Source organism: Facklamia sp. P12950 (assembly GCF_050409465.1).
Lineage (GTDB): Bacteria > Bacillota > Bacilli > Lactobacillales > Aerococcaceae > Facklamia.
This window is the reverse complement of record NZ_JBNUPK010000009.1, coordinates 45,370-62,831: the sequence shown is the minus strand read 5'-3', so window position 1 is coordinate 62,831 and position 17,462 is coordinate 45,370. Positions and strand designations below refer to the sequence as shown.

Below are 17,462 nucleotides of genomic sequence, written 5' to 3'. Positions count from 1 at the left end.
CAGAGCGCATGACTGTTAATCATGATGTCGTAGGTTCGAGCCCTACTGGCGGAGTCTTTTTTTTTATAGATTTCTTTTTGCCGCCTTAGCTCAGCAGGTAGAGCGCTTCCATGGTAAGGAAGAGGTCGCCGGTTCAATCCCGGCAGGTGGCTTTTATAAAATAAATAAACAATTTTAAGTTTTATTACGAAGAATTTCTCTTTAACTTCTTCTAATAAAGCTTTTTCTTTTCTTCAATTTATTTTTGAAGAAAGATTTCCCTGTAATACTAGTTAAGTTATAATTTCAAAACTTATATCCACTCACTGTCTTTAAACTTTCATTATTCTTGCTATAATTTCTATTATTTTAACTTGATAATAAAGTAATAAACCTCTAAACTATAAAATGTTGTTAAATAACTTTAAAGGAGTTAAAGAATGAGAGAAAATATTGTAAATGAGTCACAGTTTGTTAAGATCATTGAGTCTTCTGTAAATAAGAAGGTTGGATTGTTCGAACAGAGTAAAGCGCGTTATTTTGTACGTTCTATGTATGCAGGAGCTATGTTAGTATTAGCTACAGCTATTGGCGTTTATGCTGCGGATTATATTAATGTTGGAGCTCCTCATATTGGCAAGTTCGTTTATTCAATCCTATTTGCTTTTGGTCTTTTATTTATTTTATTCCTACATCAAGAATTAGTTACTTCAAATATGATGTATTTAACGGCAGGTACTTATCACAAGTTTATAAGTCCTAACAAGACCGTTCAGATTCTTCTATTTTGTACCCTTGGTAATCTAGTTGGAGCTTTTGTAGCGGCCTTTATCGTTGCCCAAACAGGCGCTTTCAGTCAATTGACTGCTGAAAGCTTTATTGTTACTACTGTAAATGGAAAGTTAGGTAAAGATTTAGCTTTGATCTTCATCGAAGGGATTTTAGCCAACACCTTTGTAAACATAGCAATTGTTGGTTATTTATTGGCCAAAGAAGAAATTGCTAAGATAGTTATTGTTTTCGGCGCTATCTTCATGTTTGTGTTTTTAGGTTATGAACATGTGGTGGCTAACTTTGGATCATTTAGTTTAGTTGCTTTTAGTAATTATCAAGCAGAAGCTCTTCAGTTAGTGCCTGTTCTTTTAGCTTGGACTGTTGCTTGGGTTGCAAACTTTATTGGTGGCGGACTTGTTATTGGTCTCGTCTATGCATGGTTAAATGATGCTGGACTGGCACTTCATGATTAAAAAAATTAAGAAACCCTTGCAGCTTACATTAGCCACAAGGGTTATTTTTTATTTGTTAGGCAGAATGGTTAGTTCTTTATTCGCTAAGTTGATGACTTCACAGCCTGTTTCTGTAACGACAACTAGGTCTTCTATGCGTACGCCCATTTCACCTGGAAGATAGATACCGGGCTCAATTGAAAAAACATTTCCCACTTCTACTTTATTATGATTATGTTGGCTAACATCCCCATATTCATGGACGTCTCTACCAATAAAATGTCCGGTGCGGTGAGTGAAGTATTCACCATAGCCCGCATCTTCGATGATTTTTCTTGCGGTTAAGTCAATGGATGCAAATGACACCCCTGGTTTTACCTGTTTGATAGCCTCTTCGTTCGCTTTTAAAACAGTTTGATAGATTTCTTTATGCTTATCGGACACTTCGCCAAAAAAGACAGTTCGAGTCATATCTGAACAATATCCTTTATAACTTGATCCAATATCAATGATGATACTTTGTCCCACTTGAGGTAAACTATCATCGGTACTATGATGGGGGTCAGCACCATGGGGTCCATAGGCAATAATCGGTTCAAATGAAAAGCCGTCGCATTCGTACTCTTTATATAATGAAGCTAGTTGTTCTTTTATTTCATTTTCACTAGTGGTTGCATCTATCTTTTTAATCAGTGCTTGCATGACTTGATCGTTCCGATGTGATGCTTCCCGCATGATATCAATTTCTTCTTTTGATTTGATAGCACGAATTTTATCCACTAAGGGACTTCCATTTACATATTCAGCATTAGGATGTTGTTTCATCAAGTTAATTAAAAAATGACTTGGCCAGTTTTTATCAATACCGATATTACCAGCCTCTAAAGCTTCAGCTAATTCTTTAATAATGGGTTCTCCATCATTATAATATTTAATAGCTAGATTATCTTTTTCCTTAAAAGTAGGGAATAATTGGTTAAGAATCAGTTGCATTTGTCCATTACGCTTAATTGATAATAATAAAAGTCTTTCACCAGGATCTGTATGGTATCCTACTAAATAATCAATTGTAGAGGGGTCAGATATTAAAAATTGTGAGATATCTTTTTTCTGCATAGCGTCTAGTAGTTTTTTTGTAGCTAATTTGTTCATATTTTTCCTCCTACTTGGTAACTTCTACATAAACTATTATAATAGAAGAAAATGGTTATTGTAATGATTGGAGGTAAAAAATGCAAAAGATATTTATTAGAATGATAAGATTCTACCAAAAATACATCTCCCCCTTAACGCCTCCTTCGTGTCGCTATTCACCAACTTGTTCAAGTTATACCATTCAAGCGATTGAGCGGTTTGGAGCACTTAAAGGTTCTTTAATGGGTTTAGCACGTATTTTAAGATGTCACCCTTTCCGTGAAGGAGGATTAGATCCTATACCGGATCATTTTACTTTAAGAAGGCAGCGGGTCAATAAATAAATTTTACCATGGGTTAATGAGACTATGGTAAAATAGTAATTAAGTTGAAAGTAGGTGAAAGGATGCTAGAGTGGCTCAATCAGTTCCTAGGCAACCATCCATTTGTGAGTTTACTGGATATTTTCATTGTCTGGTTCATTATTTATCGATTAATAGGCTATGCTAAACAATCTCGGGCAATGAATCTTTTGCAAGGAATAGGCTTAATTATTTTTGCCAAATTTGTAAGTCAAGGAATTGGTTTACAAACAATCGATTGGCTATTGGGGCAAGTTATTTCATGGGGAGTAGTCGCCCTTATTATTTTATTCCAAGCTGAATTGCGAAAAGCGTTAGAAAGTTTAGGGAAAATCCTTTTTAGAAATAGACAATCTTCAAGAAATCCGAGTGAAGAGTTAATTGAGGATTTAAAAAAATCCTTACTCTATATGTCAAAGCGTAAAATTGGAGCGCTCATTTCTATTGAAGGTGAAGATTCTTTAGAAGAATATATTAGTACTGGGACAACATTAGATTCTGAAATTTCTAGTCAATTATTAATCAATATCTTTATTCCCAACACGCCTTTGCATGATGGAGCAGTCATTATCAATGACTTTAGAATTGCGTCTGCCTCTTGTTATTTACCGCTTTCGGAAAGTAAATTAATTCCTAAGGAATTAGGAACAAGGCACCGGGCGGCAATTGGACTGGGAGAGAAAACAGATGCTTTGACATTAATAGTATCCGAAGAAACGGGCGCAATTAGTATTGTAAAGAATGATTTTTTACATCGTGATCTAGATAAAGAAGAACTACATGATTTGCTTAACAAATATCTTTATACAGAGATAGAAAAAAAAGACTCAAAAAGTCAAGATTCTAATATGTTTAAAACCCTCTTTAACAGGATGCGCTCAAGTAAAGGAGGCAAAAATAATGAATAAGATATTTGAAAAAAACTGGGCTGTGGGAATTATTTCATTAATTTTTGCTCTATTTATTTATACTTTTGTTACTAACGAAAACAATGCCCGTAATGCAGCCGTGAATTCTCAATTAGCTTCTAGTTTTAATACATCGGAGACTTTGTATAATGTGCCATTATATTTAGGCGATCATCCCGATGATATTTACGTTAGTGATCTTAAAGAAAGTGTGACCGTTCGTCTTGATGGGCCTAAAAATATTTTGAACCAAGTGACACGCGAAAACATTATGGTTCAAACTGAGAAAATTTCTAAAGGTCAAATTGGTGATCGAGAACTATTATTATTAATAGACGGCTTACCCGATGAAATCACTTATACCATCTCGCCTTCTAAAGTAAAAGTAGAGGTCCAACAGCGTAAAGTTGTGACGGTTGCTGTTGAAGTTTCACTTGATGATCTTCAATTAGAATCAGATTTTAAGGTAGAGTCTGTTAATATTGATCCAAAAGAAGTTAAATTAGTAGGCAGTCAAAGAGCCATTAATGCCATTGATTTTGTGGGCATTAGTATTCGCTCTAACCAACCGGTTGCAGAATCCTTTGCAGGTAATTATCGCTTACAAATTTTAGACAAAGATGGAAAGCCTCTCGATGTGAACTCAGAAACAATGGATATTAAAGCACAAGTGAACATTGTCCAAAACTCGAAAGAATTTCCTTTGAAAATTACTGCTATAGGAGAAGATAATACAAAAAATAATTATCGTTATTCCATTGTTGGTCAAGATAAAGTCACATTATTTGGTAGTCAGAAAATCCTTAATCCGATTAAAGAAGTAGAACTTGTTGTAGATGTTTCCGAACAGACAGAATCAGGTCAAGTTATAGGGTTACTGAATTTACCGAGTGGTATTTCGAGCGCGAGTATCAATGAGGCTAAAGTAGAAGTTATAATCGAGCCAGTGAAATTAAGTCAATAGTAACGTAATGAAAAGATTTAAGAAAGCTCACTTATAAGATTTAAAAAGGAGAAGAAAATGGGAAAATTTTTTGGAACGGATGGTGTTAGAGGAGTTGCTAATCAGGAATTAAGTCCAGAACTAGCATTCAAATTAGGTCGATATGGAGGATATGTTCTTTTACAGCACGCTGAATCTGTTGAAACACCAAGAGTCTTAGTTGCAAGAGATACACGTGTTTCTGGACAAATGCTAGAAGCTGCTTTAACCGCAGGTCTTTTGTCAGTTGGGATTGAAGTGATGCAATTGGGTATTGTACCCACTCCAGCCGTAGCCTATTTAACTAAAACGCAAAATGCTGTAGCGGGGATCATGATTTCTGCTTCACATAATCCTGCAGAAGATAATGGGATTAAATTTTTCGGTACCGATGGTTTTAAATTATCTGATCAGCAAGAAGAAGAAATAGAAGAACTACTAGATTCAGAAGAAGATAATTTGCCTCGACCAGCCGCTGAAGGCTTAGGCTTAATAGACGAATTCCATGAAGGAACTATAAAATACCTGAACTTTTTACAATCAACTATTTCAGTTGAATTAAGTGGATTGAGTGTCGCTATTGATGCGGCAAATGGAGCCACTTCACCCTTAATCAATCAATTATTTGCTGATTTAGACACTGATTTTTACACCATGGGTGATCGACCTAATGGGATAAACATTAATGATCAGGTTGGATCAACTCATCCAAAAGCTTTGCAAGAGCTAGTTAAGGAAAAAGAAGTGGATCTAGGATTAGCCTTTGACGGTGATGGAGATCGTTTAATTGCAGTTGATGAAAAGGGAAATCTAGTTGATGGAGATAAGATACTCTTTATTTGTGGAAATCATCTGAAGCAAAAAGGACGATTAAATGATAATACGATTGTCTCAACGGTTATGAGTAATATAGGTTTCCATAAAGCTTTAGAAGCCAATGAAATGGTTGCAATAAAAACGAATGTTGGAGATCGCTATGTTGTAGAAGCTATGCGTGAAGGTGGTTATACCTTAGGTGGTGAACAATCTGGACATATCGTCTTCTTAAATTTAAACACAACAGGAGACGGTCTATTAACAGCCGTACAATTAATGGCTGTTATGAGTGAAACGGGGAAGAAACTATCGGAATTAGCAGAAGAGGTCATCATCTATCCGCAAAAGTTAGTCAATGTTCGAGTTAGAGATAAACATACTGTTTTAGAAGAAGCAAAAGTTCAACAAGCCATTGAATCGGTTGAAAAAGAAATGGCCGGTGAAGGAAGAATTTTAGTTCGCCCAAGTGGAACGGAACCATTACTGCGAGTAATGGCCGAAGCTCCGACCGACGAATTAGTGGATAAGTATGTGCATAAAATTGCAGATGTTATTCGCCAAGTTAGAGGGATTGAATAAAATAAGCGCTTCATGAAATAGAATTTTCATGGAGCGCTTTGTTTTATTAAGCTAAACTAGAAAACTTTCGTCGATAAGCTGAAGGGGTCATATGATTACTTTCCTTAAATGTTTTTGAAAAGTGTGAAGGAGAATGAAAGCCAACTATATCAGAAATTTTTGAAATCGTAATAGACGTTTGAGCTAACAGTTTTTCTGCTTCAGACAGTCGCACATGAATTAAATAATCAATGGGAGAAAGTCCTGTTTGTTGTTTAAACAGTCTAATCATATAGTATTTATTGATATCAACAATATCAGAAAGCTGTTCAAGAGTTACTTTTTCAGAAAAATGTTCACGAATATAGTTTTTGATTATTTCGATTTCTTGGTGACGCACTTGAATAGAGGAGTCTTTAATGGACAGTTCATGGTGCCTCAGCACATGAACCATGACACACTCAATTAGTTTTCTTAAAACAAGTTCAGACCCTCTAAAGGGTTGTTTATATTCGATAAGGGCAAGATCTAAGTAATTTTTAATGGTCTGCGATTGATCGCAAACGATAAAAATATTATCCATTGATTCAATTTCAGCAGATGAAGTAAACAAAATTCCGGAAATTTCAACACGAAACCATTCTAATTTACGGATTGGTTGGATTTCAATCGAATGGTTAGGATTTAGGATGATGATATCACGTTTCTTAAAACCACCTATTTTCTCTTCAGAGATGAAATCAGCTGCCCCTTTATGAACATAAATTAAAACCAATTTATCTGAAGATTGGACTGTGAATCTTTGACTGGATGTGATTTTTTCGGATTGAATACTGTCTAGTTTAACAGAAGCTGAATTAATATTAGAAATATACATAGCGACCCTCCTTATTTTATATCTTCCCTACAATATATCATTTTAACAATATTATACACTAATTTTATTCCGATTGGTATAGTTAGAGTATTAAAAATTTTATATGATATTTTATTAATAAAAAGAAGCTTAACCATATAAGATTAAGCTTTGTGATATAAATTTTTTTAAACTTAATGAGAAATCATTTGAAAAACTTATTAAAACAATAAGAAAATCTTATATAATCAAAAAAATGGAATAGATGGACAATAAGGGTTATTTAAAATAGAAATAAGATACTAATAAAATCCTTTAAAATCAACTGTTAAAAGAAAAAATATTCTTTTATTTAGTAGCGCTTCAAGGATTATGGAGTCGTTTTATTTTGCATAAAATACTCTGCATAAAGATTGAGCCAGCGAATAATTTTATGATCAAATAATGTCAAGATGTCTGCATCGGGAATAATTAATAGATGGCGAATTAGAAAGGCCCCTTGATAATAGATTGATTGAATAAAATCGGAATTTTCATAAAGAGTGGTGGCGAATTCAGTGAGAATATACGCCAATGGGACGGTATCTTTTTTAATAACTGTTAATTTACCAGCTTCGAAGGCCACTTCTTTAGAAGTGGTAGTTTGCTCGGACAGCTCAGAGGTTTCGGATTTTTCCTGAGTTGTCGTTATTTTTTCTTGATTATGATTATCATTATCTTCTTGATCGTTAGTGACGGTTGTTAATTGATTGCTTGTGATTGTTGACTCATCTTTACTAGCTTGACGACTTGTTTGAGTACTTTCATTCGGATCGAAAGTAATCGGTGGAGTAGGAGCAATCACTTCCTGGGTGGTAGTTGTTGATTCATCCTCGGGTTTTTCAACGCTGAAGGTTTGTTTGTTGCTTGGGTTTTTAACGGGATTAGTCTCAACTGGACTGGATAGCCTGTGGAAGCCTGAAGCTTGCGTTTCAATATAGGGAGATTTGATGCTGATGATAAAAAAACACATCAACATTATAAAGCATAGAATAGTCTTTGAATGGTTTAATTTTAGCTTGTTTTTCTCACACACTTTTATGCTCTCCTCCCTAATGATTTGTTAATACTAGTTTATCATTAATTATTTAATTTATGTGGTTTGTTACCTGAATGTTGCCAGCTTGAGAAGAATGTCATTTAATGTTGCTTTGTTAAATATATATTTAATGATAAACTATTTAAAAGAAAAAAGCCTAATACTTAAGGAGGATTTATTATGAGAGTTGAAATCTATAACAGTTCAGAAGAGGCATCATTAAGAGCTTTAGAAATATTCAAGCTTAGTCAGCAAGAGGGGGCTGATGTATATGGTATGGCGACTGGATCGACCCCGGAAAGATTATATGAGCTTTTAAGTCAGTCGGATATGGACTTCAGTCAGGCTGTTGCAATTAATTTGGATGAATACGTTGGATTAGATGACGAGAATCCTCAAAGTTATGCTTTCTATATGAATGACCATCTCTTCAAAAACAAACCCTTTAAAGGCTCTTTTATTCCGAATGGACAGGCTAAAGATATCGATGCTGAGTTAGCTCGATACGATCAAGTAATTAAAGACAATCCGGTTGATTTGCAACTATTAGGCTTGGGTTCGAATGGCCACATAGGGTTTAACGAACCTGGGTCCGATTTAGAAGCTGGCACATCCCTAGTGAGTCTGACGCAATCTACAATTGATGATAATCAACGTTTTTTTGGTTCTAAAGAAGAAACGCCTACCAAAGCAATTACGATGGGTGTGGGAGCTATTATAAAAGCTAAAAAAATAATAATTATGGCCTTTGGTAGTCAAAAGGCTCAAGCTGTACGAGGTATGATTGAAGGCCCTATTACATCAGACTTACCGGCTAGTGTTTTACAAAAGCATCGGAATGTTTACGTACTCTTAGATAGAGAAGCGGCATCCTCATTGACTCGTTAAAGTCTAAGAATAAATAATGGTGCTTCATCTTCGCTGATATTAAGTGTTAAAGATAATAGCTTTATATTCACTCTTTTATTGCAATCGCTTATAATAGATTTATATGAAAGGATGTGCTAAGGATATGTTTATGTATATTTTGTTAGGTGTAATAGGTATAATCGCTCTTTTTTGGGTAGGTGTTTATAACAATTTAATTAAAGCTCGTAACGGGGTAGAAGGTTCTTTTAGTCAAATTGACGTTCAACTTCAAAGAAGAAACGATCTGATACCGAATGTGGTTGAAACAGTTAAAGGATATGCTGAGCACGAACGCCAAACACTAGAAAATGTGACCAAAGCGCGTCAGCAGTTAGTTAATCTACCTGCTGATGCAAGTCCAGAAATGATCAATAGCAAATCTAACAGCTTAACTTCAGCATTATCACGTTTGCTTGTCGTAGCGGAACAATATCCTGATCTAAAAGCGAACGCTAATTTTCAAGAATTACAAAGATCACTTGAAGATACAGAAAACAAGATTGCAGTTTCTCGCCAACTTTATAATTCAAGTGTACAAACCTATAATGAGAAGGTTCAAGTTTTTCCTAACAATGTGGTAGCGGGAGTCCATGGATTTGGCGAGAAAACTTATTTAGAAGCTCCAGAAGCTGCTCGTCAAGCACCTCAAGTCTCTTTTGACTAATAATTTTATGCCTTCTTTAAAATTAGGCTTTGCATTGGAAATCAAAGAGAGTAGAATGTGAGTTACCGATCTTTAAAAGAAAGGAGGTAGAGAATGAATCGGATTAATCTTTATGTGCATTATGATGCCGTTACTAATTATTTTATGACGCGAGGAATAAGTCTAAAAATAATGGATTTCAATCGTCAATATTTACCACAAAATATTATTTTAGCGAATGCACCGGAAGAATTCGGTCGTTTTGACGTTCAAACGGATTTTAAAATTCTACGCAATCAGACAGAAGTTTTAGACTATTTTGAACTTTGTCAAAAAGAAGGGCGTCGAATGTCTAATTGGATTGATTTCGATAGTATGGAATTGATGCACCAATTAACCCCCGTTGAAATTTCAGAACTACTCTACCTTTTTCACGCTAATAAAGCCTTGAGATCACCTTTCTTTTATAAGTTGCAAAATAACTATGTTTATTTAACCATGTCAAATGGCCTAAATAAAACATATTATCGGCATATGTCTCACTTTTATGGGCGCTTTGCTCGGGCTCTAAGTGAACATCTGTCTAACATAATCAATGAAAATGTTGGGTGGTTTACAAGACGGAAAAAAGTAATAGCACCAATGCCCGTTAGACTAGTAGAGGAATTAAGCCCCCTATTTATGAATGGGTTAAAAATTGATTTAAAACAAGCCATTAAAGAAAATGATACTTGGAGTATCCCTCTATATATAATTGAGGATGAATTAACTTATTTAACACGTAATTTCGATCGTAAAGATGCTGTTGGACAGATAATTTACCAAGAATCAACCAGTCAATGGCGCATCGAAGACTTAAGCCAACAGTTGGAAGACAAGACGGAGGGAACTCAATGAAAATAATATTACTATATGGTGGGCAAAGTGCTGAGCATGAGATCTCTATTATTTCAGCTCATAATATTTCGCAAGCAATTATGTACAATTTATATACAGTGCAGCCGATTTATATCACCAAAGATGGGCAATGGATTCAAGGGCCGGAAATGAATGAACCTTCTTTAGGTGATCAGCAATTAATATTTAATGAATCCGATCATGCAAAGTGGTCAACCACAAATACACCTTCAAAAGGAGTGGTTATAAAACCGGGAGAGATTCAAGAGGAGGATGCCATAGTCTTTCCTGTTTTACACGGTCCTAATGGTGAAGATGGCACTATTCAAGGCTTTGTAGAAGTTTTAGATATGCCATATGTTGGAGCAGGGATTACCGCTTCAGCAAATGGTATGGATAAAATCATTTCTAAATCTTTATTTACCCAAGCAGGCATTCCTCAAGTTCCTTATGTTTCCTTTGATGATGTAGAGTGGAAAAATCAGCAAGAAAACTTAATTATTAAAGCTGAAGGAACATTACTGTACCCAATGTTTGTCAAGCCAGCTAATATGGGATCGAGTGTTGGGATTTCTAAGGCTCAAGATAAATATCAGCTAATTGAAGCAGTTAATGAAGCTTTGAAGTATGACCGTCGCATTGTGGTTGAGCAAGGAATTAGTGCTGATGAGTGTGAAGTAGCCGTTTTAGGTAATGAAGATATTCACGTGTCTTGTGTGGGACGATTGGTAAAAACCCAAGATTTCTACGATTATTCCGAAAAATATATTAATAATACGGTTGAAATGGAAATTCCAGCTGATTTACCTGAAAGTCTATCTGAAGAAATTCAAAACTATGCGAAAAAAGCTTATCGGGTGATTGATGGTTCTGGATTAGCAAGGGCCGACTTTTTTGTCACTGCTAACCATGATATTTACATTAATGAGCTAAATACCATGCCAGGATTCACCCAATACTCGATGTATCCAAGTCTTTGGAAAGCAACAGGCTTAGAATATCGGGACTTAATTGAAGAACTCATTCAATTGGGGTTGAGCCGACATAAAACAAGGTCTCAAATGAAAAGTTATAAAAGTTAGGGAGCGAGTCTTTGAAAGCAATTCAAATTAACGAAATCATCAAGACTTTAAAACTAAATCCGTTTAATTATCAGCCAGTCTTAGGTCAAGAAATTACTAGTGTAGAGTTTGACTCACGTAAGGTCAAAAAGGCTAGTCTTTTTGTGCCATTAGTAGGGGGTACTACGGATGGTCATGACTATATTCAAAATGCAATAGATAATGGTGCCATCGCTTGTTTTTGGTCACGTCCTATAGAAGAAGCACCCTCTGAACAATTAATTGTTATCAAGGTTGAAGATACATTAGCGGCCTTTCATCAATTAGCAAATTATTATCGTCATCTTATTCAGCCTATTGTGATAGGTATCACAGGGAGTAATGGTAAAACAACTGCTAAAGACATGACAGCCATGAGTTTAACTTCAAAATATAGTGTCCATAAAACCCAAGGGAATTATAATAACGAAATTGGTATGCCTTATACACTATTGCAAATGCCTGAAGATACGCAGGTATGTGTCTTAGAGATGGGGATGAGTGACTTTGGAGAAATTAGTCGATTAAGTAAAATCGCTGAGCCTGATATTGCTGTAGTGACTATTATCGGAGAGAGCCACTTAGAATTTTTAGGGAGTCGGCAAGGCATTACACAAGCAAAATTAGAAATATTAGATGGTCTCACTTCCAATGGTATTTTCTTATACCCTGGCAATGAGCCTTTAATTGAAGCAGAGTTGCAAAAAAAACAGGTTAAAATTAAAAGTTACTGCTTTGGTTTTGAAAAAAGTGATGATTTTTATGCTTACGCTATTAATCAAGAATATAATAAAACTTTTTTCCGCACGAATATTGATGAAAATGTGCTATGTTCGATCCCAATCATTGGAGCCTATAATGTTACTAATGCTTTAATTGCTCTAAGCATTGCTAAACTATTAGAAGTTCCTACCGAACAAGCTATTTTCCAATTATCACAATTTAAACTGACAGCCAATCGGGTACAATGGTTAACCACTAAAAATGGCGCTAGACTTTTAAATGATGCTTACAATGCCAGTCCAACTTCCATGCGAGCTGTTTTAAATACTTTGGCTGATGTTGAAGTAGAAGGTGCGGGCCGTAAAATTGCTGTTTTGGGTGATATTAGGGAGTTAGGAGCCAAAAGTGAAGAATATCATCGTAGTTTAAAAGATTCACTGGACGTAAGCGTGTTAGATAAGGTATACTTGTTTGGCGACCAGATGGCTTATTTATACGATGAATTGCAAAAAACTTTTGCAAAGGAACAGTTGTTTTATGAAAAAGCAGATCATCAACGTTTGATAGACGCTCTTAGTATAGAGACATCAAATGAAGATGTCATCCTAGTTAAGTCTAGCTTCGGTGTTGACTTACTGAGCGTTGTGACGGCGTTAACTGGAATCAAAACACAATGATCAACCATAAGGTTTCAAAACTTTATAAACAGATGATAGTGGGGCTGGGGTAAATACCCAGTCCCTTGTTGAAATTCTTATCAATAGAAGAAAAGGAAGAATTATTTGAAATTTAAAGATTTACAATTAGATGAACGATTAGTTAAAACACTTGATGAGTTAGGTTTTGAAGAGCCAACTCCCATCCAGCAAAAAGCAATACCTGTAGCACTGGAAGGCCGTGACTTAATCGGTCAAGCGCAAACAGGAACAGGAAAAACAGCAGCCTTTGGTCTGCCTTTATTAAATAAACTGGAAACTAACCATGATAATATTCAAAGTTTAGTGGTAGCTCCAACAAGAGAACTCGCTATCCAAGTTCAGGAAGAGTTATTTCGTTTAGGAAAAGGCGTTCGTTCGCGTATTTATGTGGTCTATGGTGGCTCACCAATCGGTAAGCAAATTGAGCGTATTAAACGTAATAAACCACAAGTTATTGTGGGGACTCCAGGACGACTACTAGACTTAATCAATCGAAAAGTTTTGAAATTAGAGCATGTACAAACTTTGGTTTTAGATGAAGCCGACGAAATGCTAAATATGGGTTTTATTGAAGATATTAAGTCAATTGTTTCTAAAACACCTCAAGCAAGACAAACGTTACTCTTCTCAGCGACTATGCCACCAGCAATTCGAAACTTAGCAGATCAATTTCTTAAATCACCAGCTCATGTACATATTGAAACAAAACATGTAACAGCAGACTTGATTGAGCAATTTTATGCTAAGTGCCGTGACGATGAGAAATTTGATGCCTTATCACGTTTTCTTGACGTTCAAATGCCTAAGCAAGCGATTATCTTCTGTCGGACTAAAAAGCGTGTCGATGAAGTCGGCCGTGGTCTAAAACTAAGAGGTTACAATGCAGAAGTGATCCATGGTGATATTACTCAACAGAAACGGTCTAGCGTGATTAACGCCTTCAAAAAAGGCAATGTAGAACTCTTAGTCGCAACTGATGTTGCCGCCAGAGGATTAGATATTACAGGCGTTACTCACGTCTATAACTATGATATTACGCAAGATCCTGAGTCTTATGTTCACCGTATCGGGCGTACAGGGCGTGCAGGCAATGAAGGTTTGTCATTAACCTTTGTCTTACCGACTGAAATGCCTTATTTAAGAACCATCGAAAAATTAGTCGGTAAACAAATGCAACCGATGAAACCACCAACCATTCAAGAAGCACAACAAGGACAAATCCACCAAATTATCGAACAGATTAATGAGCAATTAGAAGGCGACCAGGTTAATCATAGTCGGCAAAATGCTAAACTACTTTTAGCTAACTATGAAGCGGAAGATTTAGTAGCAGCCCTTTTAGGACAAATTGTTTCAGAAAGCCGTGAAATTGCCGTTTCGATTTCACCACAAAAACCATTACCAAATGCAGACCGCAAAAAACGGAATAATCGTGACAACTATCGCAAAAAGTCTGGCAAATCAAACCGCAATAAATATTCCGGTGGTAATAAAGGCAACTATTCAAAGTCTAACAAGAAAAATTTTAAGATGAAGAAAAAAGAGCGTTAATATTTGAGGTATTATAATGGAGATAGGAATTGATATTGTAGAAATTGATCGGATTGCTAAGGCCCTAGCTAGACACAAAGCTTTTCCAAATAAAATATTATCAGATCAAGAACTACGAGTATTTGATAAATATTCCTCTCAGCGGCAGCTCATTTATTTGGCTGGCCGCTTTTGTGCTAAAGAGGCTTATGTTAAAGCTATGGGTACAGGGATTGGACACTTGAAGTTTTCTGATATTTCAATTATCAATGACGAGAGAGGACGACCTAAGATTACAGCAGGTCCAATAATAAAACATGCCAAAGTATCGATTAGTCATGGTCAAGATTACGCAACGGCTATGGTTGTAATGGACTGTGATCAGCAAACAATTGACCAAGCCTATCAAAAATTTATAAACAAGTCGTAAGGAGTCAAAAAATGTATCGAGCAAGTGAGCACCGCCCAACGCAAGCAGTCATTAGTTTAGAAAACATTAAACATAATATCAAGCTATACCAAGATAAGAAAGCTTCACATCAACAAATATATGCAGTAGTTAAAGCCAACGCTTATGGACATGGAGCAATTCCAATTGCTAAGGCAGCCATTGAAGCAGGTGTGAATGGATTGTGCGTTGCCACAGTAGATGAAGCCATCCAACTCCGCAAGCTGGGTCTGACTAAAATACCAATTTTAGTAATGGGCTTAACATTACCCTATGGAATAGCCGAGATTTTATATTATGATTTAACGATTACTGTTTCAGATTTAAGCTTTTTTGACCAGTCTTTCCACCAGCTTAAAAAGAATCAGCAAGAGAATCTGTTGAAAGAGAATCCATTAAAATTTCATTTGAAGCTGGATACGGGGATGTCACGAGTGGGGTTAAGGACCAAAGAAGAAGTACTAGCCTTTGTTGAAGGCGTTAAAGCTTATTCGTGGCTAAATTGGCAAGGGGTTTTCACTCATTTTGCAACGGCTGGTGGTGGCCCCTTAAGTTATATTGACTATCAATGGGAGCGTTGGCAAGCTTTAATTTCTTATATTCCTGATTTTGTGTCTTTAAGACACTTTGATAATTCAGCCATGGGACTTTATCCTGCAATTGGCGACCGATCAGATATTATACGCTTAGGTATTTCCATGTATGGTCTCAATAGTAGAGACTGTGTCCCTGAAGATTTAGTGACGGACCAGCAAATTACTGATTATCATTTAGATAAAGAGGGTTTACGCAGTAAAAATTCTACAAATGAACTTAATTTGAAGCCAGCATTTCAATTGTTGTCTGAATTGTCCTATGTGAAGAAAGTTGAAAAAGGAACGCGTATTTCTTATGGAGCAAGCTATGAAAGTCCAGAGGATGAATGGATTGGTACTATTCCGATTGGCTATGCCGATGGTTGGCTTCGCGCTTATGCTAAAATTCCTATTTTGGTAGAAGGATATGCATGCCCTGTTTTAGGTGTGATTAATATGGATCAATTAATGATTCGTTTACCCAAGGAATTCCCTGTGGGAACGGAAGTGACAATAATCGGTCAAGATGGTAAATATTATAATCACCCCTCTTTGTTGGCACATATGGCAGGAACTATTTCCTATGAAATATTATCATGTATTAGTGAAAGAGTTCCTCGAATTTATATATAGGAGGATAATATGTTAGAAGTAGCTATGAAAACAGTGGGTCCTATGCAGGAAAATACTTATGTAGTGATTCATCCCAATCAAGAGGTCATCCTTTTTGATCCGGGTGCAGAAGCGGATAAATTAATTGAATGGATTGATGGTCAAGGCTGGAAACCGAAAGCTATTCTTCAAACCCATTGCCATTTTGATCATATTGGTGGTTTAGACCAATTGAGAGATTATTATCACGTTCCAGTCTATGTACATACATTAGAAGCTGATTTCCTCGGTGATCCAGCCTTAAACTTGTCTACAATGCTTACTCAACCGATTATTCAGCGTAAAGCTGATCATCTTTGGGAAAGTATGGGGGAAGTTTCAATCGCTTCTTTTAAGTTTGAAGTGAAGCATACACCCGGACACAGTCCAGGTCATGTGATTTATCTATTTGATGAGGATGAATTTGTGATATCTGGTGACCTTGTTTTTGCAGGCAGTGTTGGACGTACGGATTTACCGAATGCTAGTCATCAACAATTAATGGAAAGTATTCAACGCGAAATTTTACCTTTGAGTGATAATTATCAGTTGTACCCTGGACATGGCAACCCAACGTTTGTAGCCCAAGAGCGTCAGAATAATCCTTATTTTCCTAAATAATTATAAAATCCCCGTTAACTCTTCTTCGATTAGAGGTTAGCGGGGATAAATATTTTAAATGTACCAGAATTCAACCGTGTATTTACGGCGTTGCAAATCTTGAACGAGGTTTTGAAAGGTAAGACGGCTAGTATCTTGGTGGATTTGAAAGAGGATATAGGAACGGTTGTTAAAATCGGTCTTATCAATGGTCATTGAGGAAGAAATATCGCAATAACGGTTAACTAGACGGGCAATCTTAGTGAGATTGCCCTTTTTACCGAGGGCTTCTACTTTTAATATATAGCCTACGACCGGCATATCCCAAGCTTGATTTAAAAAGCTCAGAAAGTTTGTGTGTTCCACAATCCCTAAAAAGGTATGTTCCTTACTTAAGACAGCAACATAGGGTAGGTCTTTTATGGCAAAAAACAATTCCAAAATTGAATGGTGAATACGGATAATTTTGGTGGTGTTTTTTAAAAAGCGGGTCACGGGTAAAGAACTAAGATCAGCGTCAGGATGATGAAATTTATATTGATAAATATGGAAGCGGTAAATGTTACCACGGAAAATGGATTGGCTATCATCTACCACCGGGGCGCAACGAAGATTATTTTTTTCTAATAATTCAATAGCTTCTAGACAAGTGCATGTTTCCGGTAGAGTGAGAAGGGCATTTTTGGGTGTCATTAAGTCTTCAATCATTAGTTTCTCCAATTCTTTACTAATTATTTAGGTAAAAGTTGGCATCTACTCTCCTATTTTATCATAGTAATTAAAATGCGC

Annotated in this window: 18 protein-coding genes and 1 tRNA gene; 15 read left to right on the top strand and 4 right to left on the bottom strand. The window is 36.0% G+C overall.

The window, feature by feature from the left end; genetic code table 11:
- Positions 1-79 precede the first annotated feature (79 nt).
- Positions 80-152: transfer RNA gene (locus tag ACQV2Q_RS07995), tRNA-Thr, on the top strand.
- A gap of 267 nt (positions 153-419) precedes the next feature.
- Positions 420-1,226, top strand: coding sequence for a formate/nitrite transporter family protein (locus tag ACQV2Q_RS07990; protein WP_428873959.1), 807 nt, complete (start codon positions 420-422; stop codon positions 1,224-1,226).
- A gap of 48 nt (positions 1,227-1,274) precedes the next feature.
- Here the strand turns inward: ACQV2Q_RS07990 and ACQV2Q_RS07985 are convergent, their stop codons facing one another.
- A complete protein-coding gene (locus tag ACQV2Q_RS07985) occupies positions 1,275-2,357 on the bottom strand; it encodes a M24 family metallopeptidase (protein WP_428882438.1) in 1,083 nt (360 codons plus the stop codon).
- An 80-nt stretch (positions 2,358-2,437) separates the two neighbouring features.
- On the opposite strand from ACQV2Q_RS07985, the gene yidD reads away from it, so the two are divergent.
- The 4 genes from yidD (at position 2,438) to glmM (ending at position 5,986) form a co-directional block, all read left to right on the top strand.
- Positions 2,438-2,683, top strand: coding sequence for a membrane protein insertion efficiency factor YidD (yidD, locus tag ACQV2Q_RS07980; protein ID WP_428873961.1), 246 nt, complete (start codon positions 2,438-2,440; stop codon positions 2,681-2,683).
- 62 nt (positions 2,684-2,745) lie between these two features.
- On the top strand, positions 2,746-3,609 hold the full coding sequence (cdaA, locus tag ACQV2Q_RS07975; protein ID WP_428873962.1) for a diadenylate cyclase CdaA: 864 nt from the start codon (positions 2,746-2,748) through the stop codon (positions 3,607-3,609).
- The gene (locus ACQV2Q_RS07970) at positions 3,602-4,573 is read left to right on the top strand and encodes a CdaR family protein (RefSeq protein ID WP_428875112.1); all 972 of its coding nucleotides are present in this window, start codon (positions 3,602-3,604) and stop codon (positions 4,571-4,573) included. The genes cdaA and ACQV2Q_RS07970 overlap by 8 nt, the downstream gene beginning before the upstream one ends.
- Positions 4,574-4,630: 57 nt before the next feature.
- Positions 4,631-5,986: a phosphoglucosamine mutase gene (glmM, locus tag ACQV2Q_RS07965; protein ID WP_428882437.1), complete on the top strand. Its 1,356-nt coding sequence runs from the start codon at positions 4,631-4,633 to the stop codon at positions 5,984-5,986.
- A 46-nt stretch (positions 5,987-6,032) separates the two neighbouring features.
- Here glmM and ACQV2Q_RS07960 read toward each other — a convergent pair whose 3' ends face one another.
- Positions 6,033-6,842 carry a helix-turn-helix domain-containing protein gene (locus tag ACQV2Q_RS07960; RefSeq protein ID WP_428873965.1) on the bottom strand — a complete coding sequence of 270 codons (810 nt, stop codon included), beginning with the start codon at positions 6,840-6,842 and terminating at the stop codon, positions 6,033-6,035.
- A 349-nt stretch (positions 6,843-7,191) separates the two neighbouring features.
- Complete coding sequence (locus ACQV2Q_RS07955) at positions 7,192-7,839, bottom strand: hypothetical protein (RefSeq protein ID WP_428882436.1); 648 nt, start codon at positions 7,837-7,839, stop codon at positions 7,192-7,194.
- Between the two features lie 240 nt (positions 7,840-8,079).
- On the opposite strand from ACQV2Q_RS07955, the gene ACQV2Q_RS07950 reads away from it, so the two are divergent.
- The 9 genes from ACQV2Q_RS07950 (at position 8,080) to ACQV2Q_RS07910 (ending at position 16,694) form a co-directional block, all read left to right on the top strand.
- A complete protein-coding gene (locus tag ACQV2Q_RS07950; protein ID WP_428875116.1) occupies positions 8,080-8,787 on the top strand; it encodes a glucosamine-6-phosphate deaminase in 708 nt (235 codons plus the stop codon).
- A 124-nt stretch (positions 8,788-8,911) separates the two neighbouring features.
- A complete protein-coding gene (locus tag ACQV2Q_RS07945; RefSeq protein ID WP_428873969.1) occupies positions 8,912-9,472 on the top strand; it encodes a LemA family protein in 561 nt (186 codons plus the stop codon).
- 93 nt (positions 9,473-9,565) lie between these two features.
- On the top strand, positions 9,566-10,348 hold the full coding sequence (locus tag ACQV2Q_RS07940; protein ID WP_428873970.1) for a hypothetical protein: 783 nt from the start codon (positions 9,566-9,568) through the stop codon (positions 10,346-10,348).
- Positions 10,345-11,430 carry a D-alanine--D-alanine ligase gene (locus ACQV2Q_RS07935; protein ID WP_428873971.1) on the top strand — a complete coding sequence of 362 codons (1,086 nt, stop codon included), beginning with the start codon at positions 10,345-10,347 and terminating at the stop codon, positions 11,428-11,430. Before ACQV2Q_RS07940 ends, ACQV2Q_RS07935 begins: the two co-directional genes overlap by 4 nt.
- 11 nt (positions 11,431-11,441) lie before the next feature.
- A complete protein-coding gene (locus tag ACQV2Q_RS07930; protein ID WP_428873972.1) occupies positions 11,442-12,848 on the top strand; it encodes a UDP-N-acetylmuramoyl-tripeptide--D-alanyl-D-alanine ligase in 1,407 nt (468 codons plus the stop codon).
- 105 nt (positions 12,849-12,953) lie between these two features.
- Positions 12,954-14,420, top strand: a complete 1,467-nt coding sequence (locus ACQV2Q_RS07925; RefSeq protein WP_428882434.1) for a DEAD/DEAH box helicase — start codon at positions 12,954-12,956, stop codon at positions 14,418-14,420.
- Positions 14,421-14,436: 16 nt separating this feature from the next.
- Complete coding sequence (gene acpS, locus ACQV2Q_RS07920; RefSeq protein WP_428873975.1) at positions 14,437-14,829, top strand: holo-ACP synthase; 393 nt, start codon at positions 14,437-14,439, stop codon at positions 14,827-14,829.
- An 11-nt stretch (positions 14,830-14,840) separates the two neighbouring features.
- Complete coding sequence (gene alr, locus ACQV2Q_RS07915) at positions 14,841-16,055, top strand: alanine racemase (RefSeq protein WP_428873976.1); 1,215 nt, start codon at positions 14,841-14,843, stop codon at positions 16,053-16,055.
- Between the two features lie 9 nt (positions 16,056-16,064).
- A complete protein-coding gene (locus ACQV2Q_RS07910) occupies positions 16,065-16,694 on the top strand; it encodes an MBL fold metallo-hydrolase (protein ID WP_428875120.1) in 630 nt (209 codons plus the stop codon).
- Between the two features lie 54 nt (positions 16,695-16,748).
- Here ACQV2Q_RS07910 and cbpA read toward each other — a convergent pair whose 3' ends face one another.
- Positions 16,749-17,381, bottom strand: coding sequence for a cyclic di-AMP binding protein CbpA (cbpA, locus tag ACQV2Q_RS07905; protein WP_428875121.1), 633 nt, complete (start codon positions 17,379-17,381; stop codon positions 16,749-16,751).
- Positions 17,382-17,462 lie beyond the last annotated feature (81 nt).